The 25,046-nt window shown below is 44.0% G+C and carries 24 protein-coding genes and 1 riboswitch; of the genes, 6 read left to right on the forward strand and 18 right to left on the reverse strand.

What is annotated here, in order from left to right; all coding sequences use genetic code 11:
- Nucleotides 1-459: 459 nt before the first annotated feature.
- Nucleotides 460-930, forward strand: coding sequence for an RNA-binding protein (locus FKN93_RS08900; RefSeq protein WP_154169876.1), 471 nt, complete (start codon nucleotides 460-462; stop codon nucleotides 928-930).
- On the opposite strand, the gene murI is transcribed toward FKN93_RS08900, so the two are convergent.
- Together murI and FKN93_RS08910 are read right to left on the reverse strand one after the other, a co-directional pair.
- Nucleotides 884-1,693 carry a glutamate racemase gene (gene murI, locus FKN93_RS08905; protein ID WP_170904975.1) on the reverse strand — a complete coding sequence of 270 codons (810 nt, stop codon included), beginning with the start codon at nucleotides 1,691-1,693 and terminating at the stop codon, nucleotides 884-886. The genes FKN93_RS08900 and murI overlap by 47 nt on opposite strands.
- 151 nt (nucleotides 1,694-1,844) lie before the next feature.
- Complete coding sequence (locus FKN93_RS08910) at nucleotides 1,845-3,695, reverse strand: TonB-dependent receptor (RefSeq protein ID WP_170904944.1); 1,851 nt, start codon at nucleotides 3,693-3,695, stop codon at nucleotides 1,845-1,847.
- Nucleotides 3,696-3,740: 45 nt separating this feature from the next.
- Nucleotides 3,741-3,938: riboswitch (cobalamin riboswitch) on the reverse strand.
- A gap of 154 nt (nucleotides 3,939-4,092) precedes the next feature.
- On the opposite strand from FKN93_RS08910, the gene trmA reads away from it, so the two are divergent.
- Nucleotides 4,093-5,202 (forward strand): tRNA (uridine(54)-C5)-methyltransferase TrmA, encoded by a 1,110-nt coding sequence (gene trmA, locus FKN93_RS08915; RefSeq protein WP_170904945.1) that lies wholly within the window; start codon nucleotides 4,093-4,095, stop codon nucleotides 5,200-5,202.
- Between the two features lie 26 nt (nucleotides 5,203-5,228).
- Here the strand turns inward: trmA and FKN93_RS08920 are convergent, their stop codons facing one another.
- Together FKN93_RS08920 and fabR are read right to left on the reverse strand one after the other, a co-directional pair.
- A complete protein-coding gene (locus FKN93_RS08920) occupies nucleotides 5,229-5,591 on the reverse strand; it encodes a YijD family membrane protein (protein WP_040903607.1) in 363 nt (120 codons plus the stop codon).
- Nucleotides 5,591-6,232, reverse strand: a complete 642-nt coding sequence (gene fabR / locus FKN93_RS08925; protein WP_154169851.1) for an HTH-type transcriptional repressor FabR — start codon at nucleotides 6,230-6,232, stop codon at nucleotides 5,591-5,593. Before fabR ends, FKN93_RS08920 begins: the two co-directional genes overlap by 1 nt.
- 264 nt (nucleotides 6,233-6,496) lie before the next feature.
- On the opposite strand from fabR, the gene sthA reads away from it, so the two are divergent.
- Nucleotides 6,497-7,897 (forward strand): Si-specific NAD(P)(+) transhydrogenase, encoded by a 1,401-nt coding sequence (sthA, locus tag FKN93_RS08930; protein ID WP_040903606.1) that lies wholly within the window; start codon nucleotides 6,497-6,499, stop codon nucleotides 7,895-7,897.
- Nucleotides 7,898-7,992: 95 nt separating this feature from the next.
- Here the strand turns inward: sthA and dinF are convergent, their stop codons facing one another.
- From dinF to lexA, 3 genes are all read right to left on the reverse strand, one after another.
- Nucleotides 7,993-9,330, reverse strand: a complete 1,338-nt coding sequence (gene dinF / locus FKN93_RS08935; RefSeq protein ID WP_161425725.1) for an MATE family efflux transporter DinF — start codon at nucleotides 9,328-9,330, stop codon at nucleotides 7,993-7,995.
- A gap of 110 nt (nucleotides 9,331-9,440) precedes the next feature.
- Complete coding sequence (locus FKN93_RS08940; RefSeq protein ID WP_115152674.1) at nucleotides 9,441-10,259, reverse strand: class I SAM-dependent methyltransferase; 819 nt, start codon at nucleotides 10,257-10,259, stop codon at nucleotides 9,441-9,443.
- A gap of 78 nt (nucleotides 10,260-10,337) precedes the next feature.
- Nucleotides 10,338-10,964 carry a transcriptional repressor LexA gene (gene lexA, locus FKN93_RS08945; protein WP_004393945.1) on the reverse strand — a complete coding sequence of 209 codons (627 nt, stop codon included), beginning with the start codon at nucleotides 10,962-10,964 and terminating at the stop codon, nucleotides 10,338-10,340.
- 291 nt (nucleotides 10,965-11,255) lie between these two features.
- On the opposite strand from lexA, the gene plsB reads away from it, so the two are divergent.
- On the forward strand, nucleotides 11,256-13,682 hold the full coding sequence (gene plsB, locus FKN93_RS08950; RefSeq protein WP_158137500.1) for a glycerol-3-phosphate 1-O-acyltransferase PlsB: 2,427 nt from the start codon (nucleotides 11,256-11,258) through the stop codon (nucleotides 13,680-13,682).
- Nucleotides 13,683-13,775: 93 nt separating this feature from the next.
- Here the strand turns inward: plsB and ubiA are convergent, their stop codons facing one another.
- Nucleotides 13,776-14,633, reverse strand: a complete 858-nt coding sequence (gene ubiA / locus FKN93_RS08955) for a 4-hydroxybenzoate octaprenyltransferase (RefSeq protein WP_170904946.1) — start codon at nucleotides 14,631-14,633, stop codon at nucleotides 13,776-13,778.
- Nucleotides 14,634-15,173, reverse strand: coding sequence for a chorismate lyase (locus tag FKN93_RS08960; RefSeq protein ID WP_158137502.1), 540 nt, complete (start codon nucleotides 15,171-15,173; stop codon nucleotides 14,634-14,636).
- 166 nt (nucleotides 15,174-15,339) lie between these two features.
- On the opposite strand from FKN93_RS08960, the gene FKN93_RS08965 reads away from it, so the two are divergent.
- The gene (locus FKN93_RS08965; protein ID WP_040903599.1) at nucleotides 15,340-15,747 is read left to right on the forward strand and encodes a flagellar basal body-associated protein FliL; all 408 of its coding nucleotides are present in this window, start codon (nucleotides 15,340-15,342) and stop codon (nucleotides 15,745-15,747) included.
- A gap of 40 nt (nucleotides 15,748-15,787) precedes the next feature.
- Here the strand turns inward: FKN93_RS08965 and glpG are convergent, their stop codons facing one another.
- The 6 genes from glpG to ftsY all read right to left on the reverse strand — a co-directional run bounded on the left by glpG (nucleotide 15,788) and on the right by ftsY (nucleotide 21,244).
- Nucleotides 15,788-16,627: a rhomboid family intramembrane serine protease GlpG gene (gene glpG, locus FKN93_RS08970; RefSeq protein WP_158144571.1), complete on the reverse strand. Its 840-nt coding sequence runs from the start codon at nucleotides 16,625-16,627 to the stop codon at nucleotides 15,788-15,790.
- A gap of 5 nt (nucleotides 16,628-16,632) precedes the next feature.
- Nucleotides 16,633-16,953, reverse strand: a complete 321-nt coding sequence (gene glpE, locus FKN93_RS08975) for a thiosulfate sulfurtransferase GlpE (protein ID WP_154169836.1) — start codon at nucleotides 16,951-16,953, stop codon at nucleotides 16,633-16,635.
- A gap of 390 nt (nucleotides 16,954-17,343) precedes the next feature.
- Nucleotides 17,344-18,201 (reverse strand): RNA polymerase sigma factor RpoH, encoded by an 858-nt coding sequence (gene rpoH / locus FKN93_RS08980; protein ID WP_170904947.1) that lies wholly within the window; start codon nucleotides 18,199-18,201, stop codon nucleotides 17,344-17,346.
- Nucleotides 18,202-18,337: 136 nt separating this feature from the next.
- Nucleotides 18,338-19,303, reverse strand: a complete 966-nt coding sequence (gene ftsX, locus FKN93_RS08985; RefSeq protein WP_004393938.1) for a permease-like cell division protein FtsX — start codon at nucleotides 19,301-19,303, stop codon at nucleotides 18,338-18,340.
- Nucleotides 19,290-19,967: a cell division ATP-binding protein FtsE gene (ftsE, locus tag FKN93_RS08990; protein ID WP_004393937.1), complete on the reverse strand. Its 678-nt coding sequence runs from the start codon at nucleotides 19,965-19,967 to the stop codon at nucleotides 19,290-19,292. The genes ftsX and ftsE overlap by 14 nt, the downstream gene beginning before the upstream one ends.
- 104 nt (nucleotides 19,968-20,071) lie before the next feature.
- Nucleotides 20,072-21,244 carry a signal recognition particle-docking protein FtsY gene (gene ftsY, locus FKN93_RS08995; protein ID WP_170904948.1) on the reverse strand — a complete coding sequence of 391 codons (1,173 nt, stop codon included), beginning with the start codon at nucleotides 21,242-21,244 and terminating at the stop codon, nucleotides 20,072-20,074.
- A gap of 212 nt (nucleotides 21,245-21,456) precedes the next feature.
- Here ftsY and rsmD point away from each other — a divergent pair, with 212 nt between their 5' ends.
- Nucleotides 21,457-22,062: a 16S rRNA (guanine(966)-N(2))-methyltransferase RsmD gene (gene rsmD / locus FKN93_RS09000; protein WP_161437990.1), complete on the forward strand. Its 606-nt coding sequence runs from the start codon at nucleotides 21,457-21,459 to the stop codon at nucleotides 22,060-22,062.
- A gap of 75 nt (nucleotides 22,063-22,137) precedes the next feature.
- Here rsmD and FKN93_RS09005 read toward each other — a convergent pair whose 3' ends face one another.
- From FKN93_RS09005 to FKN93_RS09015, 3 genes are all read right to left on the reverse strand, one after another.
- Nucleotides 22,138-22,728: a YhgN family NAAT transporter gene (locus FKN93_RS09005; RefSeq protein ID WP_004393933.1), complete on the reverse strand. Its 591-nt coding sequence runs from the start codon at nucleotides 22,726-22,728 to the stop codon at nucleotides 22,138-22,140.
- A gap of 61 nt (nucleotides 22,729-22,789) precedes the next feature.
- A complete protein-coding gene (locus FKN93_RS09010; RefSeq protein ID WP_170904976.1) occupies nucleotides 22,790-23,425 on the reverse strand; it encodes a lysoplasmalogenase in 636 nt (211 codons plus the stop codon).
- A 1,022-nt stretch (nucleotides 23,426-24,447) separates the two neighbouring features.
- Entirely contained in the window at nucleotides 24,448-24,834 is a 387-nt protein-coding gene (locus FKN93_RS09015; protein WP_040903595.1) for a hypothetical protein, read from the reverse strand.
- Nucleotides 24,835-25,046: the final 212 nt, after the last annotated feature.

Here is a 25,046-nt window from a genome sequence, read left to right on the forward strand (position 1 = left end):
ACCGAAGTGCTTATTGCTAAGCATTTTGATTATCATCAACGAGTGCCCACACAGATTGATTGGTTTAAATTGTTAAAGAGCTGGCTTGCGAATCTCTCGTTGAGCTTCGAAGCGGAGGTGAATTCTAACGAGTTAATTTGAAGAGTCAAACACTTTTTCAAATTTTCTTTTTTAGAAGCTTTCCCTCAACTAACACTGCCTGAAGCCTTGCGGCATCTGCCGTGTCAGTGAGGGCGCATTATAGGGAGTTAGTTTAGCTTAGCAAGTACTTTTTTCTATTAATTTTCCGTTCGCTCAAAAAGCCATCGGATCATTAATTTTTGAATAAAATTCCAACATTTGAAGAGGGTCACAGCAATCGATTGGAAAAACTCCAAGCATAAACGTAAGATTCATGTGTCTATATTGTTAATCTTAGATACGCCTCTTACTTTCATTCTGATTAAGTAGTATTTCAATATGAGCTCGAATAAATCTACATTATTTATTGTTGCACTGGCTATCATTGGTGCACTGGTTTTTTCTCTATTATCGATTCATCCCGCGGTAAGTTTTGTTATTGGTGTTATTTCTGCCGCGATCACTCTGCAAGTTTTATCAAATCCTTCCGTAGTATCAGTGAATGCTCCATCAACCGAGGAGTCATCCAGTAATACAAAAACGCTTTACGTCGGAAACCTACCCTATAAAGCTAATGAATCGGATGTGCGTGATTTGTTTGCTCAATACGGTGATGTGTTTGCGGTCCGATTAATGAAAGATAAACGCACAGGAAAACGCCGAGGGTTTGGATTTGTAGTCATTGCCACGGCCCATGCCTCTGCGGCGATTAATGCACTCAATGAAAAAGACTATATGCAGCGCACACTCAAAGTGAGAGTTGCTAATGATCCAAAACATCCAGATGAGGAAATGGACGAACAGGATTAAAGCCCATTTTAATTAAGTTCGCATTCAGAGCGCTCTCTTTCCAAGGGGGCGCACTGGCGAAAATCGTGTGCGGATGCTGATGCTTTAAGCCAGGTTCTACATCAAGCAACTGCTGTACCCGACGAGCTATCGCCTGACCAGAATCAATCAACATCACATCATCACCTAATACTTGTTGAATCTCTGCTTTAATGAGTGGGAAATGGGTGCATCCTAATACCGCAACATCTATCCGCTGAATCAGTGGACTTAAAATCGTCGCCAATTCTTCTTTATCGACGTCTTGCCCGCGCAGCTTCTCTTCCGCCATATCGACTAAGCGGGTTGATCCAAGCAGTTCAACACTTTTTTCACTCGAAAAATTACGGATTAAATCATGTGTGTATTGTCTTGTGATCGTTGCGGGGGTAGCAATCAACCCAATCGCTTTATGGGCAACGAGTGAGGCTGGCTTTATCGCAGGAACCACGCCTACAACCGGAATGGATAATTTGGCACGCAGCATGGGGAGTACAATAGTACTAGCGGTATTACAAGCTATCACGACTAAATCAAAAGATTGCTGTTTGACTAATGAAAGAATTAAACGCTCAACACGGTTAAGCAAAACTTCCTGCGCTAATTCGCCATAAGGATACGCTGCATTATCAAACAAATAGGTATAATCAAGCTGTGGTAATAGTGAAACTATCTCTTGATAAACTGACAATCCACCAACACCTGAGTCAAAAATTAGAACCTTATGTGACAACTGTTGCTGCATACTACACCCCAAGAAGAAAGAGTCAGTGATCATACTCCCTCTTTATCATTAGGCAACCACTCTCACTCTAATGAAATAATAATATTATGAGTATAATTTATCAGATGGATCCTCTCTAAAAAATAAGACCGCCTTACAGCGGCCTTGCATTTTAGAACTGGTAACTGGCGTTTAGGTAAAAGGCCCGCTCTGGGGCACGATACCCCAGCGCACTTTGATACTGCTCATTAAAGAGATTTTCTATCCGACTACGAATGACCATGGTATCACTTAACCAGTAGCCTACAGACACATCCCACAGGTTAGTGGAGTGAATATAATCGTTACTGGTTGGCTCTGGTGTAGGTAAGTCTAGGCGCTTACCCGTATAGGTATAAGTTGTATTTATATCAAAGTTACCCAATTGTATGGCAGTAATCCACTTGTAGTTTTCTTTTGCCCGACGAGCCAACTGCACATGATTATCATCTTTATGATCTTTGTACTCCGCCACTAAAGTATGATTGATTGGACCAGTATCAAAGTTCACTTCCAATTCCACCCCTTTAATTCGTGCATCGGTATTCAAAGTGCATCCTCCCCAATTCACCACATCACACACGGCACCGTTAGGATCAGAATACCAGATAATCAAATTATCCACCTGGTTGTCATAAGCCGACACACTCACTCGCGCTAATGGATAAGTGATATCGAATCCTATCTCACTATTCTTAGACTTTTCTGGTTCAAGATCAGGTGCCGTTGATAAATCGGTGTAGCTCGGTGCTTTAAATGCTGTGCCATAGCTGGCCCGCATACGATAATGATCGTTAACTTGATAACCGGCAGCGAAAGACCAAGTGGTGTAGTCATCATATTTATCGTGCTTATCGTGACGAATATTCGCTTCAAAAATCCAATCACTCACCGTCAGTTTGCCAGAACCAAAAATACCGTAGGTATCTCGGCTTTCTCCCGCCAACACATGACGACTACCATAACTGAGCGCATCATGGTCTAATTTTTCCCAGCGGCCATCAATACCCGCTCCAAGTTGAATCATGTCATTCAGCTGATAAAGGTTCGCCCATTGCGTCTGGGTAAGATCGATGTTCGCCTTGGTATTAGCATTATTTTTACCCTCGCTTTGGGTATAATCGAGTTTTTCTGTTTGCTGATAATTAAGCATCAACAAACTTTTTAAGCGCTTCCCTTCGTAATTCATCTTCCCAGTAAAACTCTGGTTGTCGGAAAAACTGTGGTAGAGCATACCGGAAGAATTGTATTCTACATCACTGTCAAACCAGCTAGCTGATACATACCCCAACCAGTTCTGATTGAAGCGATGTTCATAGCCGCCCATCAAATTCTGGCTTTCATAACCATAGTCCACACCTGTCTGCGGACTTTTTATATCGTAACCATCGGTTTTCTCAAAACCTGCAGAAAGTTGTAGATGCCCCAGCTCATTCACATCCGTCCTCGTGACCACTTCACCTTTACGGGATTGGTTGCTGCCAACACCAAGCGTCACTTGCTTTAGATTATTTCCACGATGAGAACGAGTGATAATATTGATCACACCACCGATAGCATCAGATCCATACATCGCGGCACCAGAACCACGAATCACCTCTAAACGCTCAACTAAGCCAATTGGAAAACGATTAATGGCAACCCCACCAGCGGCTGAATCAATCCGAACTCCATCCACTAAAATGAGAACATGACTGCTATTGGTACCTCGCATAAAAACAGAAGCCGTATGCCCTCGACCACCATTTTGAGCTATCTCGATTCCGGGTACTCGACGTAAAACCTCCGTCAAAGATCGCGCTTGATATTGTTCAATTTCTTGGCGTTCAATCACCGTTGTTGCCGCCAGTACCGATACCTGCTTTTGCTCAAACCGATTGGCTGTTATCACCATGGTCTCATCAACGGGTAAACTTTGGGCATAGGTAAGAGAGCAATAAGAGAGCGCTGACATCATCGCCAGGCTTAGATAAGATTTATTCATTATGTTGTTATCCTAAAACGCGTAGATTCTCCTGAGCAAAACACCACTGCTGGCCCAGTTGCTGGCAGGTATTCGGACTTGGGAGCGTTAACCTAATAACTCGACTTCCCACCATTAGGCAGTGTCTTGATGAGCGTTCGTTCTCCCTTACCGCTGCGCGTCAGTTCTGGATTTACACCAGATTCCCTTTTCAGAATTTAGCCATCTAGGCAGCTAAATATCACCAGCTATAATGATACTATTGACCAATGGTGAGCTTGTCTAGTATCACCGATGATAATCAAGTGATTTGTCATTACCTTAAACTTGGTAAATCACCAACAAAACTGGACATGTAGGTCAGATTGAATAAAATCTGCGCTCTTTCAATAAATGCACCAGTAAAGGTAATACCATCATGGCGACGCTTGACGTAAATCCTGAACATTATTCAGCACAACTGGCTGAGAAAATCACCCGCCTTACTGAAATGTTTCAGCCCTATCACGTCCCAAAACTAGAAGTATTTGAATCTCCAGAGCAATATTACCGGATGCGCGCAGAGTTTCGGGTTTGGCATGAAGGGGATGAAATGTATTACGTCATGTTTAATCCAACTACTCGAGAAAAGTATCGAGTTGATCAGTTCCCCGCCGCCAGCCGTTTAATTAACGACCTAATGCCACTGTTAATAGAAGCGATGCAAGGTAATAAAACATTGCGTCACAAACTGTTTCAGGTGGATTTTTTATCAACCTTGAGTGGCGAGCTATTAGTTTCTTTGATCTACCATCGTCAGCTTGATGAAGCATGGACATCTGAGGCTAAGCAACTCAAACAACGACTGAACGATGAAGGCTTTAATCTCAACGTGATCGGACGAGCTCGGAAAATGAAAATTGTCCTAGACCGAGACTATGTCGTAGAAAAACTACACGTTAACGATAAAGCATATCTTTACCAACAAGTTGAGAATAGCTTTACCCAACCCAACGGAAAAGTTGCCGAGAAGATGCTCGAATGGGCAGTAGACTGCACGCAAGAAAGCCAAGGTGATCTACTAGAGTTGTATTGTGGCAATGGTAATTTCTCGCTCGCTCTCGCGCAAAATTTCGATCGCGTATTAGCGACAGAATTAGCGAAGCCTTCAGTAGAGTCCGCACAATACAATATTGCCGCGAATCATATAGACAATGTGCAAATCATTCGTATGTCTGCGGAAGATTTTACTCAAGCGATGGAAGGCAAACGCGAATTTAATCGCTTAAAAGAGGCTGGCATTGATCTTAAAAGTTACCGCTGTAACACTATTTTTGTTGATCCGCCGCGTGCAGGAATGGATGTTGATACCTGTAAAATGGTACAAGGGTATGAGCGTATTTTGTATATTTCTTGTAACCCTGAGACATTAAAAGAGAACCTAGATATTTTATCTACTACGCATAACATCACTCGCTTCGCTTTATTTGATCAATTCCCGTACACCCACCACATGGAAGCGGGTGTACTGCTAGAACGTAAAGCATAAAAGAAATTAACGAGCCTAGCGGCTCGTTAATTTTTGCGTCCGATAAAACCGAGCTTTTTACCAATCCACCACAAAAGTCCTAATACCACAATTACTGAAAACAGCATTGAACCTGAATCGGGGTATTGAGCCTTCATAAACGCCGAGTGGCCAAAAGCTCCGACAAAAAAACAGGCTAAACCAACCAACGGAATATCGTCTGCTACTGGATGACGTAAATAGTCTTGGTATAACATTTGTACCGACAACACGAGGGCAATCAGTGGAAAGAGGGAGAAAGAGACTTCGCTGATCGTCAGCCATGATAAAAGTGCGTCACCGCACATGCCACTAATTAAGGCCAGCAGCAATGTTTTACTATTGGAAGTGGGTGATGTTTCGTTACTCATTACTCTATCCCATTTTTTAGTCGATTACGTTCACGCTCTTTGCGATACCAAAGGGCTCCTTTCGCCATCATACGCAACTGCATGATCAGTCGCTCAGACAATTCATCACGCGCTTGTCGTTCTAGATCTAATGCTTGCGCGCCGGAGCTAAAGACTAACGTCACTGAGGCTTCAGCTTGGATGACCGCTTCTTCTCGTCCCATACCGGTATTAATCAGGTATTCGGTCAGCTCAGCAGAAAAATGTTGAATTTCACGCACTACTGCGGCGCGAAACTCAAACGAAGTTCCAGAACGTTCGCGCAACAGTAAACGAAACACATTAGGACTACTTTCAATAAATTCCATAAAGGTTTCCACTGACGTACGTATCACACTGCCCTCTTTAACTATTCTCTGCCGCGCTTGACGCATCAGTTGACGTAGCAGTAATCCACCTTCATCAACCATGGTCAACCCCAACTCATCCATGTCTTTAAAATGTCGATAAAAAGAGGTGGGGGCAATCCCAGCTTCGCGTGCGACCTCACGTAAACTTAAATTAGAAAAGCTGCGATCCGCACTCAATTGGCTAAACGCTGCGTCAATCAATGAACGACGAGTTTTTTCTTTTTGTAGCGCGCGAATTCCGGTAGATTTCATACTGAACCTATTCTCATAGCCTTATCATCAACCGCATACTATAACGCGAAACGCACCATTGTCGATCCCAGCTTGCATAGCAGTGTCAGCATTTTCTCAACCATTCAACAACACAAAAATACCACACTTAAATTCTCCAGCCGCTATCCTATAAAATGTCGTGATCCTAAACACCCTATCGGGGAAATGAGATTTACCTAGCAACACAATCAGTTACAATCTCGCTACAGCACTGATAAGCATCGATAAAAACAAGGATATCCTATGACACAGAAGCACCAGTTTGACGTTATCGTCATCGGCAGCGGACCTGGCGGAGAAGGCGCAGCAATGGGATTAGCCAAAGCTGGCATGAATGTCGCGATCATAGAAAAGGAAAGCACCGTCGGCGGCGGTTGTACACACTGGGGAACCATTCCCTCGAAAGCTTTACGTCACGCCGTCAGTCGAATCATTGAATTCAACAGTAACCCGCTGTTTTGTAAAAACAACACCAGCATACACGCCACATTTTCATCCATTCTCGGTCATGCAAAAACCGTTATCGATAAACAAACTCGCTTACGACAAGGCTTTTATGACCGAAACCAATGTAGCTTAATTTTTGGTAGCGCCGAATTTATCGACCCTCACACTGTCGCAGTTCATAAACACGATGGCAGCATCGAGCACTATCAAGCCGATAAATTTGTGATTGCCACTGGCTCTCGACCTTACCAACCGAATGATATCGATTTTACCCATCCTCGGATCTACAACAGCGATTCGATTTTAAATTTAAAACACGATCCACAGCATATTATTATTTATGGTGCAGGGGTGATTGGTTGTGAATACGCCTCTATTTTTAGAGGGTTAGGCGTAAAGACCGACCTGATCAATACTCGTGATCGCTTATTGGCTTTTTTAGATAATGAAATTTCTGATGCGCTCTCTTACCACTTTTGGAATAGTGGCGTGGTGATTCGCAACGATGAAACCCATCAGAAAATTGAAGGTACTGATGATGGCGTGATTGTCCACTTACAATCGGGTAAAAAGATGAAAGCGGACTGCTTGTTGTACGCTAACGGTCGTACGGGTAATACCGATCAACTGAATTTATCAGCGGTTGGCCTCGCCGCCGACGCCCGTGGTCAATTAACCGTCAACCACAATTATCAAACCGATGTCGAGCACATCTATGCGGTTGGGGATGTGATTGGGTACCCAAGCCTTGCCAGTGCTGCTTACGATCAAGGCCGTTTTACCGCCCAAGCAATTACTCAGGGCCAAGCGGTGAATAAGTTGATCGAAGATATCCCAACGGGTATTTACACCATCCCAGAAATCAGTTCAGTTGGAAAAACCGAACAAGAACTCACCGCAGCGAAAATCCCTTACGAAGTAGGACGATCCTCATTTAAGCATTTAGCACGCGCACAGATCTCTGGTAAAGATATCGGTAGTTTAAAAATTCTCTTTCATCGCGATAGCAAAGAGATTTTAGGTATTCACTGCTTTGGGGAGCGCGCGGCAGAAATCATCCACATTGGACAAGCAATCATGGAACAAAAAGGCCCTGCTAATACCATCGACTATTTTGTCAACACGACCTTCAATTATCCCACCATGGCTGAAGCTTATCGTGTTGCCGCGCTCAATGGATTAAACCGCTTGTTTTAACCATGGTTTGTTTTAACCATGGCTTATTTTAACAATGGTTGATGACGGCGACTTAAAAAAAGAGTCGTCGTCAGCTTAAGCCGTCTCTTCCTAAGCTAGAGAAAATCGCCTCGCTGCCACTGGCGCTTTAATACCCAACCTAAACTCAGTCCACGCAATGCCATAAACGTTAACATCGCTAGCCATAAAGCGTGGTTTTGCCAGGCAGAGAAAAGTATAAACACCAGAAAAAAACCACTGGCGGCAATAAACATGCTGTTACGCATCTCTCGCCCTTTCGTGGCACCAATAAATATCCCGTCGAGCAAAAAACACCACATCGCCACTAGCGGCATCGCGACTAACCACGGCAGATATTCCTGAGCGGTCTGCTGTACACTTGGAATAGACGTAATTAAACCAATCAGGTTCGAGCCTGAAAACGCAAAGACGGCCGTTAGCCCAAGGCAAATTAGTAAGCTCCAAAACGTACTGCCAATAATAGAAGCTTTAAGTTGCGACGGGCTTTTCGCTCCTACCGCTTTGCCCACCATCGCCTCAATCGCGTATGCAAAACCATCCATGCCGTAAGAGATCATCATCAAGAAGCTCATCAGCACCGCATTCGCAGCGACAACTTGATCACCAAAAGCCGCGCCTTGAAACGTCATAAAACTAAAGGCAGCCTGCAAACATAACGAACGCAAGAAAATGTCACGATTTAAACGTACAAAACGACTCATCCCTTGAGTACTTTGCAATAATAAAGCCCAAGGTGATGGTAAACCTTTAGCACGCCAAAAGCGCCAGACACACCATAAACCAAAAGCCATACCAAGGTAATCGGCGATCACTGAAGCCAACGCGACGCCAGAGACTTTCCAACCAAAACCGAGCACAAACAGGACATCGAGCACAATATTGGTCAGATTGGTGATGATCACCATCCACATTGGCGCTTTAGCATTTTGCGTCCCCAATAACCAACCAAGCAGCACAAAGTTGATCAATACGGCCGGCGCACTCCAAGCTCGAATCATAAAGTACTGCTGAGCATAATGTTTCACTTGCTCACTGGCTTCACTTAAGGCAAAAACGCCTTCACCAATCAAACGGTGCAGTAACAAAAAGACCGCAGCAAATCCAAGAGACATCAGTACGCCCTGTACCCAGACTAAAGCCAACTGATTACGGTCATCAGCGCCATAGGCTTGTGCTGTTAATCCGGTCGTCGACATGCGTAAAAAGCCCAATAACCAGAAAGAAACGCTGATCAGCATGCCCCCAAGCGCGACGCCACCGAGATACCATGCGTGCTGTAAATGACCAATCACCGCCGCATCGACCAAGCCAAGTAATGGAATGGTAATGTTGGACAACACCATAGGAATGGAAAGCAGTAAGACTTGACGATGAATGGTGCGGTTGGTAAGAATTTGGACTAGCGACGCCACATAGAAACCCTCTTAAGATCGGCCATCCAGTGTACCGAAAATAATCAGCATTCCCAAGTGATGACGACGGACAGCGCTCAATGAACATCAATCCCAATAACGCCAAGACATTACCAACGCACTTGGACCACCACAGGGGTTAGGCGATGTTTGAATCCGTTGATTTTACTCACCAAACGTTGCCAAAGTTTCCAGCGATGGCAATGGCGGTCAAGGGGCGATAACAGCAAGGCGCTATGTGCCCAAGGCAAAGCATTGAGTATCGCTTGATCCGGTTTAGCAAAACCATGTTGATAATGACCAGAGCCCATTTTTTGTCCAAGACGTGTCATGGTTTTATCACCCGCCAGAACTAAACAAGCGCGAGCATTAACGAAATGCAGCCCCAACGCACGAATAAAAGAAGAAATCTGCTTTGCGTGGCAGTCTAATAACGCATGTTCACATAAGATCAATACCGGAGCCGAATCAGGAATGATTAACCGCTCTAACCAGTCAAGATTATCGACACTACCGCAGCAATGCTGATAACGCTCACTACGATGAAACAGTTTTTGCCGCCATAACAAATGCTCACTCACATCGACTTCCACCCAGTGACAGCGCCCATTATCGACTCGGTAAAAACGCGTATCTAAACCAGCGCCAACATTAATGATCCAGCCATCAGGATGGGTCGCTAAAAAACGATGAATTTGCTGATCGCACAGTCGAGCCAGTGTAACATGCAATAGCTGTTTTTGCGGAATGTCGCCCGCGAGACAGTCTGGCGCAAGGTGACAACGCTGACAGGCACGAGCGGCTATCGGATCATAGACCAAGCCATCATCGACGAAACTTTCACGGCTACGCAACCAAAGCGGCTGCAGTAAACGAGTGGGTACTTGATAACGTGGTGATGAATGAGTGTACTTAGAGGGCATTATCATCTTCCTTATGTCACCATAAAAAGATGATAATGAATATCAATTAGATTGGCAAGCTAATGCGTGATATTTGAGCAGGGGTCACATCCAATCGGTATTACGGATAATCCCAACGGCAATCCCTTCAATCGCTAAATCTTGACAAGTTAAGTCAACTTCAATCGGTGCAAAAGCGTCGTTCTCAGCATGCAGCCACACTTTCGCGCCTTTACGCTCTAAACGTTTGACCGTCACATCTTCTTCGACACGAGCGACAACAACTTGCCCATTACGCACATCCTGAGTTTTATGAACCGCGAGCAAATCACCATCCATAATACCAATGTCCTTCATGCTTTCCCCCTGAACACGGAGTAGAAAGTCGGCTTGAGGTCGAAACATACTCGGATCAACATGATAATGCGCTTCGATGTGCTCTTGCGCGAGGATCGGTTCACCAGCCGCGACTCGGCCGATCAAAGGTAAACCAAGATCTTGCTCAGCATCATTGGCAGCCCCTACTAAAATACGAATCCCACGTGAAGCACCGGGAACAATTTCAATCACTTGTTTACGAGCGAGAGCTTTTAAGTGCTCTTCTGCCGCATTGGCTGAACGAAAGCCCAGTTCGCGAGCGATTTCAGCGCGAGTGGGTGGCATTCCGGTTTCTTCGATCTTACTTTTAATTAGCTCGAAGACTTGTTGCTGGCGTGGCGTTAACGGCTTCATGACTCACCTGTCTTTTTATACAGTTAACTGTGAGTATATCCAGTAATTCACGAAAAGCAAAGTGGATTGCTGCTTTTTTGATTACTCCACCGCCCGTCACGGCTGGGCAGCGTTTCGAACAGGAATCATGAAACAAATCAAACCTCTAGTAAGCAATCAACTGACATGACGGAATAGTATTAAAAGGTTTGACCAGTTTCTGGTATTCTTGCGCTTCAAAAAAAGACACCGACTCAAATCGATCGCTCTCGGTTTGAGTTTTAGTACAGCATCTTGAGGCCTTGAACTCTTATGTCTTCCGGACACTCATTTTCTCGCTCTTTATTAAAATTACCGCTATCGGTAATGGTAAAAGGCACGGCGATCCCATCGAACCCGATTGATGATTTAGCCATTGATCTGCATAAACCGATTGTTTATGTCTTACCGTTTCGCTCGAATGTTGATCTACTGACGTTACAAACTCATGCGCTCAATGCGGGGCTCCCCGACCCACTGACCCCACTGACCATTAATGGTCAAACGCTAAAACGTTATGTTTTTATCGCTTCTCGTCCAGCGCTACTGCAAGACGACCATAATGTGCCTAACGAATCGATTACTACCTTTTCTGAACTGTTAGCCTTACATAAGCATGATTCTGAATTGGATGTTCAAATGATTCCTGCAAGTGTGCTATGGGGAAGACGTCCGGGTAAAGAGGGGCAAGAAAAACCTTACTTACAAGCTCTAAACGGGTTACAAAAAGCCATCGCCGTGGTGATCTCTGGACGTGACTGTTTGGTCCGTTTTAGCCCTGTAGTTTCATTGCGTTACATGGCCGATGCTCACGGTACCGATAGTTCAATTGCCCATAAACTCGCACGTGTGGCACGCATTCACTTCTCTCGTCAAAAATTAGCCGCTTCCGGCCCTAATTTACCTCAGCGTCATCAGTTATTTTCAAGACTAATGACCTCCCCTGCGATAGAAAAAGCGATTGCCGATGAAGCCAACCGTAAAAACATCTCATTAGAGAAAGCTCGCAAAGAAGCGCATAATATTTTGGATGAGATCGCCGCCGACTTTTCATACTCTTTAATCAAAAAAGGGGATCATGTTCTTGGCTGGCTATGGAATCGCATTTATCAAGGGCTGAACATCAACAACGCGGCCACGGTGCGTCGACTCGCTCAAGATGGTCATGAAATTGTCTATGTTCCTTGCCATCGTAGCCATATGGATTATCTTCTACTCTCTTATGTGCTCTATCACGAAGGGTTAGTTCCTCCGCACATTGCCGCAGGCATTAATTTAAACTTTTTCCCTGCCGGACAAATATTCCGCCGTGGCGGAGCATTTTTTATCCGTCGGAGTTTTAAAGGCGATCCTCTTTATTCGACGATTTTCCGCGAATACCTGGCAGAATTGTTTGCTAAAGGCTACTCGGTAGAATATTTCAGTGAAGGTGGCCGCTCACGTACCGGACGTTTACTGCAAGCCAAAACCGGCATGTTAGCAATGACCATTCAAGCCATGCTGCGTGGCTTGAACCGTCCTGTAACACTAGTGCCCGTCTACATTGGCTATGAACACGTGATGGAAGTGGGCACTTACGCCAAAGAGCTGCGCGGTAAACGCAAAGAAAAAGAGAATGCAGGCTTAGTGTTTCGCACGCTACGTAAACTACGTAACTTTGGCCAAGGCTACGTTAATTTCGGTGAGCCAATCCCTCTTAATCACTATCTTAATGAACATGCACCAGAGTGGACTCAAGACATTGATGCCATGGGGGGCAGCAAACCCCAATGGATGATGCCTATCGTTAACCAATTAGCGACCAAAATGATGACACACATTAACGATGCTGCTGCCGCCAATGCGATGACCTTGTGTGCGACCGCATTATTAGCCTCAAGGCAACGTGCATTAGCTCGGGACAATTTGGTCAAACAAATCGATTGTTATTTAGCGCTACTACGCAATGTTCCTTACTCGACGACCTTTACCGTACCTAGTGATAGCGCAGAGCAATTGGTCACCCATGCTGAGTCGTTAGATAAGTTTTTGGTTGAAACCGACAGTATTGGCGACATTATCTCATTAGATCGTAACCAGTCGATTTTGATGACTTATTATCGTAATAACATCATTCATTTACTGGCACTACCATCGCTAATTGCGCAGATGCTGATCCGTCAGCAATCATTATCGATCAGTGCTATCCAGCAAACCGTTGCTCAAGTCTATCCTTTCCTTAAGCAAGAGCTATTTTTAAGCTATGCCGAACATGAATTGGATGAAATTGTTGAGCGTTACCTATCCGAGCTTGAGCGCCAACACTTAGTGACGATTGAACAGCAAACGGTAACCATCAACCAAGCTCAGACACAAGTCTTGATGCTCCTTGGTCGAACGATTTCCGAAACACTGCAACGTTATGCGATTGCCTTGAATCTACTGGTTGCTAACCCAGATTTAGCCAAAACGGATCTCGAAGCTAAGAGCCAAGAGATTGCTCAACGGCTGGGACGACTACATGGGATTAATGCGCCAGAATTTTTTGATAAAGGTGTCTTTTCGGCGCTGTTTGTCACTTTAACCGAACAAGGCTACTTAGGTCATGATGGTTATTGCCAATTGGAAAAAACTCAGCAGTTTGCCGATGCACTTTACCTGATGCTCTATCCTGAAGTCCGTTTAACCATTCAAGAGAGTATCTGTCAGGTCGAGTGGTAATGAGTTAACGTCATCACGGTTACAGACGCTGGTTATCACTGACCCAATAACACTAAGGCATCCCACGGGATGCCTTAGTCGTTGATCATCGAGTTACCACCACAGTGAGAGTATTAACCCCAATGTAATGACCATACCGACATAGTTATTGTTCAAAAAAGCATGAAAGCAAGGCATGCGTTGTCGATGACGAATTAAATGCTGCTGATACACAAATAAACCACTGGCAATTAAAATCGCCCAGTAATAACTGGCTCCTAGCGAATAAACCCAACCCAGTGCGATCAATAAAACGATCGTCATCAGTTGCAACAGACCAATGATCGCTTTATCACGACGACCAAATAAAATCGCGGTGGATTTCACTCCAATCAACAGATCGTCATCACGGTCAACCATCGCATATTGAGTATCATAAGCAATCGTCCATAGCAGGTTTACCCCAAAGACTAACCAGATGATTGGAGGCAAGGTATTGGCTTGAGCGGCCCATGCCATCGGAATCGACCAACTGAATGCTAAGCCCAGAAAAAGCTGAGGTACTTGAGTATAACGTTTCATGAAAGGATAGATGAAAGCCAGTAACACCCCGACTAAAGAGAGTTTTATTGTCAAAGGATTCATGGTTAGTACCAGTAAAAAAGACAGGATCACCAAGACTAAAAACAACCCAATCGCTTCCTTCTCACTCACTTTCCCAGTGGGTAACGGACGTTGAGCTGTGCGCTTCACATGCCCATCAACATGACGATCGGCAAAATCATTAATCACACAACCGGCGGAACGCATCGCAAACACCCCAACCACAAACACCACAAGTACGTGGAAATCCGGCATTCCTTGCGCTGCTAAAATCAGCGCCCATAACGTTGGCCATAACAGCAACAACGAACCAATAGGTCGATCCATACGCATCAGTTGCCAATAGGCATGCACTTTTGCTTGGTTCATTTACACACTCTCCTTCGCGTAAATTGGGCAATCGGGCAAAAATAATTCAGCGACTAACATCGGTTTATGATTCATCCATAATCGTGAACGTCGCGCAAGTAACGGGCCATCTGAGGTCATCGCCCAGCCAACTTGTAATCCATCCCGTCGAACATGATCACTGTTAAAGACGGTAAGGCCAAGCGGAATATCCCCTTGTTGAGTCAAATCCTCTGGCTGATCTTGCAAAGAGCTTTGAGGAATGAGTGTACGACCGAAGACCCAGGGTCTAGTATCTCCGGCTAAAATAACCTGACGTAATAGACACGTTTCTGCCGTTAACCACGTCACTTCCGTAAAATCCAGTTGTGCAGGTTCCAGCCACTGGTTATGGTGCTGAATAATACTCAGTCGCTGACAATACTGAGCCATCAGACGCGATAACGACCCTTGCTCTAATAGCCAAGATTGGGCGTTATCCGTAGGATAAGTAAAATCTTCCGGCCATTGCCAATTAACTTGGCGTAATGAAGAAAGATAGAGCGGAGTCATTCTATTCATACTAGTATTCAATATGACGCTTAATCGTCATACAATAACGCCGACATGCAGGTAAACCGCGCAGCGTTCAGACTCTATTAAGCATTTTATTTACAATCAGATGCGCTATTGTAACAAGAGTCGGGCGATTCGAATATCGTGAACAGAAGAAAGAACAGGCACAACTATGCTTAAACGTTATCTAGTCCCAATAATGCTCGCCTTTGGCCTGCTAGCCCCCTACTCTGCGATGGCGAGTACGGAGAATAGAACTCAATTCGCCTATTTTACATTAGAGCCGGAATTGACCACCAACTTCCATACCCGAGGTAATCGTCTTGGCTATATTCAGGTCAGAATTGATATTATGGTCGCCAATAGTGCCGATCTACCATTAATCGAGCTCCATCAACCACTCATTCGTGATGCGGTCATTGAGCAGCTTGGTAAACAAACCGAGGATTCCATCCGCTCTCTTGCTGGCCGAGAAAACTTACGAAAAACCCTCGTCGAGGATTTAAACAATATCTTACTGCCTGAAACCGGACGTACACTGATCGCTGATTTACTGTTTACCAAATACATTTATCAATAAAACAGAGTCAACGAATCTCTCACGGTCATCGAACTATCGCTCAATGGAACGCTTTCGATGACCGACTTGCATCGTGTAAACCCAATAACATGCCGCTGACTAATCCGACCAAGTGCGCCGTATTGGCGATCGCCATAAATGGCTGAACAAATCCCAACACCAACCAAATCAGCATAAAACCAATTAACGGTTTAGGCATCTCTAAACCAAGTTGAGGCGCTCGCCAGCCCAACAGCCATAAATAACCCACCAAAGCATACACAACCCCAGATAAGCCACCAAAATTCGCGCCTTCCACCCAGTATTGTCCAGCACCAGAGAGAGCCGCAGCGATCAATGCTAGCTGGGTGAGTTTAAGACTACCAAGCCGCTTTTCAATATCACCGCCAAGCTGCCACCACCACAGTAGATTAAACGCAATATGCATGATGGAAAAATGCAGCAGCGCATGGCTAAACCAACGCCATAATTGCCATTGTTGACCCGCGAAAGCCGGAAAATGCAACGCCGCAAACACCTGACGAGCCAAACCAAGCTGTTGTAAAACAAAAATCCCGATGCAGACCATCATCACCAGTAATGTGATTGGCCCAGCTTTGGCTTTTACCAGTGATAGAAGACTCGGGGCTTGATAAGTAAACGGCGTTGGTTGAGTATTGGCTACCTGCCAAGAAGCCGCTTGATATTTACTGTCTTGAGGATAACGCAAAAAATGCTGTAGTTCGCTGTCGGTTTCTATTTGGTGCTGCTCATCGATGAGCCATAAAGAAACCTGACCACCTTCCTCTGGCTGCATCTGTACCTCGATATGCCGTGAGGCCATGTAATCAATGAAAGCTTGTGCCATCCGAGGATGAGCTAAGGTGATCAATTTTATCATTTGGGTTAACTCGTTGTTGTCGGTAAATGAGCGTGATGCCAGGCTTCAAAGCCTCCATCAATACTATACACCTGTTCAAAACCTTGGTTAACCAAGTATTGAGCCACACCTTGACTACTAATACCGTGGTAACACATGACTAAAATGGGCTGTGTGAATTCGTGCTCTTTAATAAAAGTATTGAGCGTGTCATTGGTTAAATGAAACGCATCCCGAGGATGAGCTAACGCAAAGGACTGCGGATCACGGATATCAACCAGCGTGGCCTCCGTTTGTTCAAGTAACTGTTGTGCACTGATAACATCAATATGTTGAAATGGGTCCATGAAGTGATTCTCGTTAAGCCATAATTAGTTAGCACACATTGTAACCTAACCCACATTGAACAAGTACATAACGACTGTGGGGTTATGCTCAATAATCTTCAAGCATTATATTGTGGATAATTCTGTGGATTGCGTTGATAAGGTATCTCAAGAGAAAATGATCCACTACATGTTGTGATGATCTTTATTTTTCTGTGTGTAAGAAAAACATATCCCCAAATAGAAAACAGCGTTCAAGCCTTGATTTATCGTCACTGATGATCATTCGTGATACTTTTCATCACAGAGTTATCCACAGAAAATCGACCCGATGTTGATCGCTGTTTTCGATCCTAATAAAAAAGCCGAGATCGATTGATCTCGGCTTTCTGCTCATTGATTGTCTAGCGACTAAAAATCACCGACCGCCTCTTTGAGCTTTTTCATCGCATTCTTTTCTAGCTGGCGAATCCGCTCAGCAGAGACTTGATAAAGATCCGCTAATTCTTGCAAAGTCGCCTTTTGGTCATCCAGCCAACGAGAGCGCACAATATGCTGACTACGTTCATCCAAACTTGCCAAAGCTAAACTAAGGCGATGATTGGTATGATTCTCCCAGTTTTGCGTTTCGATATTTTCCGCTAAATCCGATTGCTTATCTTCCAGATACAGCACTGGCGCAGTGTAAGCATTCGGGTTGTCGTCATCTTCAGCAGAAAATTCAAACGTTGAATCGAGCGCCGCTAAACGAGATTCCATTTCTCGAACTTCAGCAGGTTCAACCCCGAGTTCACGAGCAACGGTTTCAACTTCACCGTTATTAAACCAACCGAGACGCTTTTTCGATTTACGTAGGTTAAAAAACAATTTGCGCTGCGCTTTAGTGGTCGCAATTTTCACGATACGCCAGTTGCGTAACACGTATTCATGAATTTCGGCTTTGATCCAATGCACCGCAAAGGAGACCAATCTTACGCCGACCTCTGGGTTAAAGCGTTTGACCGCTTTCATTAAACCAATGTTTCCCTCTTGAACAAGATCCGCAATCGGTAACCCATAACCCGAGTAGCCACGAGCAACATGAACAACAAATCGAAGATGCGATAAGATCAACGTTTTCGCCGCTTCAATATCACCTGAGTAGTGCAACCGCTCAGCCAGTTCACGTTCCTCTTCAGCCGTTAGCATTGGGTAGCTGCTGACTGAACGGATGTAGCTATCTAAGCTATCTTGTGAAATAAGAGCCATTGGGTACGCTTGGTTAGTCATTCAAATCCTCATCAATCTGTGATTTTGAGTTAATTTTAACCTGACAATCTTGAACCGAAAATGAATTGGTTTCAAGCCTTGATTGCCGATAATTTTACTCTCAGCTCTGGGAGCCGATCAATAAGACCGCGCTATTTTATAGCGGTTCAATTTCTTTTAAATGCCGCTGCGCAGAAAGACGCGCCGCCAAACACCCCAACAGAGTTCCTAGCATCAGTAGTAATAACGACTCATCCCAATTAAGGCCAATCAATCGAAAACGGCTATCATAAAGTGTCGCTAATTCAGCCACAGCACCATTGAGGATAATGGTCACTAAAGCCGTTAACAGCCAAGCGGATAAGCTACCCAGCAAACCAAGCCACATCCCTGAATACAGGTAGGGACGTAGAATATAACTGTCCGTCGCGCCAATCAGTTTCATGGTTTGAATTTCATCTTTATTGGCTTGAACATTAAAACGCAAAGTATTACCGATGATCAAAAAGATCGATGACAACATCAGTATCGATAGACTAACCACGATGATCATCGCTAAATGTCGAATCGCATCTAACCTCGCTAACCAATCTTCATCTAATCTGACATCGGTAACGTTGGCTTGCTGACGAGCCTCCTCAGCAATCCGTTTGATTTGCTGATTGTCTTCAACACTAGGAGTAATGACGAGTACCCCTGGTAGGGCGTATTCATCCAGTAAACTAATCGCCTGATCAAACCCAGCATATTGACTGAGTTCAGCTAAACCTTGCTGTGGGGATATATAATCAACCAAAGCGATATCAGGGCGACTTTCTAACTGATCTTTTAATATCATCACCCGCGATTCAGGTGTCCCTTGTTGAAGATAAACACTCACTTGAGAAGGACTTGTGACATTCACCGCAACCGAAGCGATATTTTTCGTCAATAGATATAAGCTGGCCGGTAACGCCAGTGCCATTGAGATCACCGCTAATGTAAGCAAATTACCCAGTGGACGTTGCCATAATGCCGAAAATGCCATTTTGGCTTGCTTACTATGAGTGGTAATAAAGCTGTCTCGCGGGGCTCTGGGATAAGGCTGGCTGCGTTTTTTAGGATTGACTTTATTGCTGACCATACTCTTCCACCTCACTCAAAAAGCCTTGGTTCAACTCAAAGTGACGATACTGAGGTCGAGATTGCACCAAGTTAATATCATGAGTTGCCAATAAAATCGTCACACCTGCGCGATTAAATTCTTCAAAGAGCCGTAAAATACGATTCGATAAATCAGGATCTAAGTTACCTGTCGGCTCATCCGCCAACAATAAGGTCGGCCGGTTCACTACCGCGCGAGCAATACCAACGCGTTGCTGCTCACCGCCCGATAATTGGCTAGGTAGACAACGGGCTTTGTCTAGTAAGCCGGTTTTATCTAATGCTGCTGAAACGCGCCGCTTGATATCTTGCTCTGCAATCGATTCGATACGCATGGGTAAAGCGACATTATCAAATACCGTTCTGTCCATCAGTAGGCGATGATCTTGAAACACAATTCCAATATTGCGCCGTAAAAAAGGAATGTCGCGGTTAGGAATACGAGTAATATCATGACCATTAAAACTAATTTTACCGTCACTGGGACGCTCAATCGCACAGATCAACTTAAGTAAGGTGCTCTTACCCGCTCCAGAGTGTCCGCCTAAAAAAGCCATTTCACCCCGACGCAGATGAAAATCGACTTTTTGTAACGCTTGCCGACCGCCACGATAAGCTTTACTGACTTGTTGAAACTTAATCACCCGTGATCCCTCTATGACACATAACACATCGCTGGCTAAAAATATTAACGGCGACAGGCAGGCCGGTCAGCCATGCATGATCGCCGGATTCAACACCGTAGTGGTTACTCTTCTCGGCTAAATAGCGCGTCGATAAATTCTTGGGTAACAAACGGACGCAAATCATCAATCCCCTCACCAACGCCAATATAACGGATGGGTATTTGAAATTGGTCAGCAATAGCAAAAATAACGCCGCCTTTCGCGGTGCCATCCAATTTAGTCAAAGTGATCCCGGTGAGTGGCGCGGCTTGGCTAAACAACTTGGCTTGGCTAATCGCATTTTGTCCCGTTCCCGCATCGAGAGTTAACATGATCTCATGCGGCGCTTGCGGATCAATTTTCTTCATTACACGGACAATTTTTTTCAGCTCTTCCATTAAATTGGCTTTATTTTGTAGTCGACCTGCCGTATCAGCAATCACCACATCAATACCTCGAGCTTTAGCAGCTTCAATCGCATCATAAATCACCGAAGCGCTATCTGCTCCCGTATGCTGAGCAATAACCGGAACGTGATTACGCTCTCCCCAGACTTGCAATTGCTCAACAGCCGCGGCGCGAAACGTATCCCCTGCCGCCAGCATGACTTTTTTACCTTGCGCTTGGAATTGTTTGGCTAACTTACCAATCGTTGTGGTTTTACCAACCCCGTTAACCCCCACCATTAAAATCACATAAGGCATGGTTTGGCTATCAATCTGCAACGGTTTTTCTACTTTGGCCAACATTTCTGCCATTTCTTGCTTTAATAACGAGTACAGCGCTTCACCGTCACGCAACTGCTGACGAGACGCTTTTTCGGTTAAACTGGTAATGATTTTAACCGTAGTTTCCATTCCTACATCAGCCATCAATAATTGCTCTTCAAGCTCCTCGAATAGCTGATCATCGATTTTTTTACCTTGAAACAACCCAAAAAAGCCAGCGCCGATATTTGCTTTAGTACGACTTAAACTCCGTTTAAGACGCACAAAAAAGCTTTCACTCGGTTTTTCTTGCTCTTGAATTCTAGGCGGTATTTGTTCTGTTTCTGTTTCTGTTTCTGTTTCTGTTTCTGAAAAAGCGTCTGAACTGGCTGTTTCTTGTTCAACGGGTAAGATCGATGTGTCTAAAGCGGTACGCTCCGCTTCGGTTATTGACTTTGATTCTTTCTCTTCTACTACTGTTGTTGTGTTTGGTTGTTCATCCCCAAACCCTAACCATGACAATAAGCCACGTTTCTTTTTTTCCGTCATTGGGAGCTATCCTGAATTTGACATAACGATGACTCTTTTCTTGCAAGATTATCCTTTTAAGAAAAGAAAAATGACAAAGCAGTGAAAACTTTCTCGTTCGCTTGATAAACTTTGTCATAATATTGAATTCTGCTGGCTATTTATCTCAATGTTTAAACACAAGCTAAATAGATCAGTCATATAGTAACACTTAATTCACGGTCAAAAAATCTATGCTAAAACGTCGCCCGCAAACCCTATCACAAAAACGCCTCCCCAGTGGCCATGTTCGCATTATCAGTGGATTATGGCGCGGCCGAAAATTACCCGTGCATGACGCACAGGGATTGCGCCCCACCACTGACCGAGTCAAAGAAACCGTGTTTAATTGGTTAGCGCAAGACATCGCAAAAGCAAAATGCTTAGATTTATTTGCCGGTTCAGGCAGCTTGGGATTTGAATGCGCCTCCCGTCAAGCAAACCTAGTGACCATGCTCGAACTCAACGGGGCGGCTTATCATCAGTTGAAGAGTAACATCGCTCGCTTACAAGCCAATAATATCAATGCTGTGCATGGCGATACTTTGCAATATCTCAAACAATCCGCCAGCGAATACGATGTGGTTTTTATTGATCCCCCCTTTCACCAAGGATTGATCAACCAAGTAGTACCGTTACTTGAATCCAACGGCTGGTTAGCAGAACAAGCGATTATTTATATTGAATGTGAAAAAGAACTCTCATTGGATGAGCTACCTGACAACTGGCAACTGCATCGAGAAAAAACCGCTGGCCAAGTGTGCTACCGTTTATACCTCAGACAAGCGACGCCGGTATAACGTCACCGACGATCGCTATCATTTGGTGATGCAAGATAAATAGCGTTGATAGGGAGCGGAGCTATCTGCTCTCGATTACGCCATGCCCATGTAGCTTTTCACACCATTAAGGAACATTTGGGTCGAAATCATTACCAATAACAACCCCATTAAGCGCTCTACTGCTTTTAACCCGCGCTCGCCCAATACACGATGGAAGAAATTGTAGAACATTAAAATAACAAAAGTTCCTGACCATGCAAGAATCACCGCCGCAGAGAGCTCAAGCATATGTTGAGGATGCTGAGTTGAAAGTAAAAGTAGCGCAGCAATGACAGAAGGCCCTGCAATCATCGGGATCGCCATCGGTACTAAGAATGGCTCTTCTCCTGCCGCTAAACCTGTAATGCTACCCGCACTGGGAAAAATCATTTTAATCGCAATGATAAACAGAATAATGCCGCCAGAAATACTCAAGGTTTCAGGCTGAACATGCAAGAAACCGAGAATCGATCGCCCTGCAAACAAAAATAGCATCAGAATCACTAAGGCAAAGAACAGTTCGCGGATCAGCACTTTACGGCGACGTTTAGGATCAAGATGCTTAAGAATGGATAACACAACAGGCAGGTTACCCAGCGGATCCATGATCAAAAATAACATGGTTGCCGCCGATAAAATTTCCATAAAACCTCAATAGACACAGGGGGTGATAAATGGGTATGTCCGTGGCAAGGGAAAAGTTGAATTAAAAAAGCAAAACAACAGAAGCGACCATCAAAGATTGAGCGAGCAGATAACTCCCAGAAATCCAATATTGTCCCCAAGGTAAAGTGTGTCGATAGTCATGAATGGCCAATAATAACGCCGACAAAATAAACAGCAAGCTACCCACAAACCCTGCCAAAGATGCCAAAGAAGGGCGCTGCAGCAATACCTCACCTGACGCCCAAGCTAATTGTACCAGCACAAGCCCCATGATCGTAACAGGAAAAAGTAACGTATCGATTTGTGGCAGAAGAAGGAAAAAAGTCACAATGCTGGTTGCAATCAATAAAGCGGGCAGCCACCACACCATATTACCGGATAATTGAATCCAAAATGCTTTGCTATAACAGAGCTGAGCAAATAGAAAGCCTAAAAAGCACAATTTAGGTCGCAAATGAAACGTATGTAATCCATCCGCCAACATAGCAATAACTAGACCGGTGGTTATCCATATTGCAGGCATAGAGCGAGAAAATAGTGGTTCAATGATCATCGCTAGTAGTAGTACTAAACTGACCATTTTAAACAATACGGCTTGCCGTCTATGATGATTTTCCAACGCAGAAATGCTGATGAATCCCGATAATGCCACAGAAATCCAGCTCCACATGTCGATACCTCTTATCAATTCTGCCGCCAGTGTAGGCATGTCATCGATGAAGTCCAGAAGTGAACTGCAAAAATTGGATCTTGATTGCGATTCGATAGTGGTAAATTTACCATTGAAAGCTTATCCGCATCTCTACCTCGTTAACTATTCTTTGACTGAATTAGCCCCGACACACAACCAATAAACCATAAAAAACATCGTTTTAAAGCAAAAACAAACACCAAAAACCCATAAAAAATCAAAGTTAAAAAATAAAAAACAAAAAATAACAATAAAAAATCATACACTTAAAAAACAAAATCAATAAAAAAATCCACTTTAAATTAAAAACAAATAAAAGACACAAAAATAACAATAAAAAACAAACAACGACTCATCCAACCAGAATCAAATGATAACTTATATCATTAAGCTATTAGTGTATTCTTAAAAAAACAGCAATTAACTGAAAAATGACAAAACTCGCCAAGTAGCCGCCAAAACCAGAATAAACACATCATATAAACATTAAAGCAACATTATAAATAACAATAAATTCAATTACTTAAATTAAAAGATGAATAATTCAGCGCCAATGAGAACAAGAGGCAACCAACTCATAAACTCCTCTTCATCAAGCCGTAATCGGATAAACCATCACACTTTAAAGCCAACTTTTAAGGCTTTCAGCAAGATCCCCTTGATCAAGTCAATAAAGCAAGCTATTCTGATTACATAGATGAAACAGACAACAGAGGAGCAGTGTTATGATTTCTTCATCTCAAAAACAGGGATTGGTAATGATCGCGGTCATCGTAGGCTTAATGACACTGCCACTACTTTACTAACCCTTTGTTAAAAAAAGAAAACAATAAAAAACACATATAAAAAAGGACACTAGGTGTCCTTTTTTATATGTGTTTTTTATTGGCATCAGTAACAGATAAACCGAACGATAGCGCTAGCCTTGCTTAACTTATCGATACGGTTTAATTTTATTAATCGACAGCATAAGTCTCTAATCTAAAGCGCAAGATTCAGTCTCTGTACTAGCTCTTGGGTAAAAAGTGGGGGAAAAACTTAGATAACTCATCCCAATGCAGGTAATAAAACGTTACTGCCGCCATCGTCATTAATAACATCAGCATCACAGCAACACGCCAAATAAAGCGCCCACTACGTGGAGCGAGTTCTTTTTCACACTGAAGACACGCAAGTAAAAACGCTTTCCTATCCGGCAAATGAAAATGATCTTCATGGACAATTTTATTGCGAATCGTAGCGATGTATCTCAGCTTTTCAATAATGTCATGCGGTAAACGCTCCTCGCAGCTAGAAATCAACTGATGCAAACCTTTACCTTGAGCATGATAATGCTGACGCAATAAGGTCTCTAATCTTCTCGTTCGTAATACGACTTGTTCTATCTCGGACATGTCTGCCTCCTTGCTTATACCTTTGCTACTTGAAGCTGCAACGGTGTTGGCTACGGTCGTTCACCCCAATCATAGAGTCTGTCTATGCTCATGGGGACTCACTTGCCGCCTACCTGCAACTCCAAGTGGTTTAGGTATACACTACCACGATCCTATTGTTACCGATCGTAAAACGTGGCACGACTGAATTGTCGCGCCAGAAAAAATCTCAC

This window comes from Vibrio sp. A8-1, assembly GCF_013048685.1.
Classification (GTDB): Bacteria; Pseudomonadota; Gammaproteobacteria; order Enterobacterales; family Vibrionaceae; genus Vibrio; species Vibrio metschnikovii.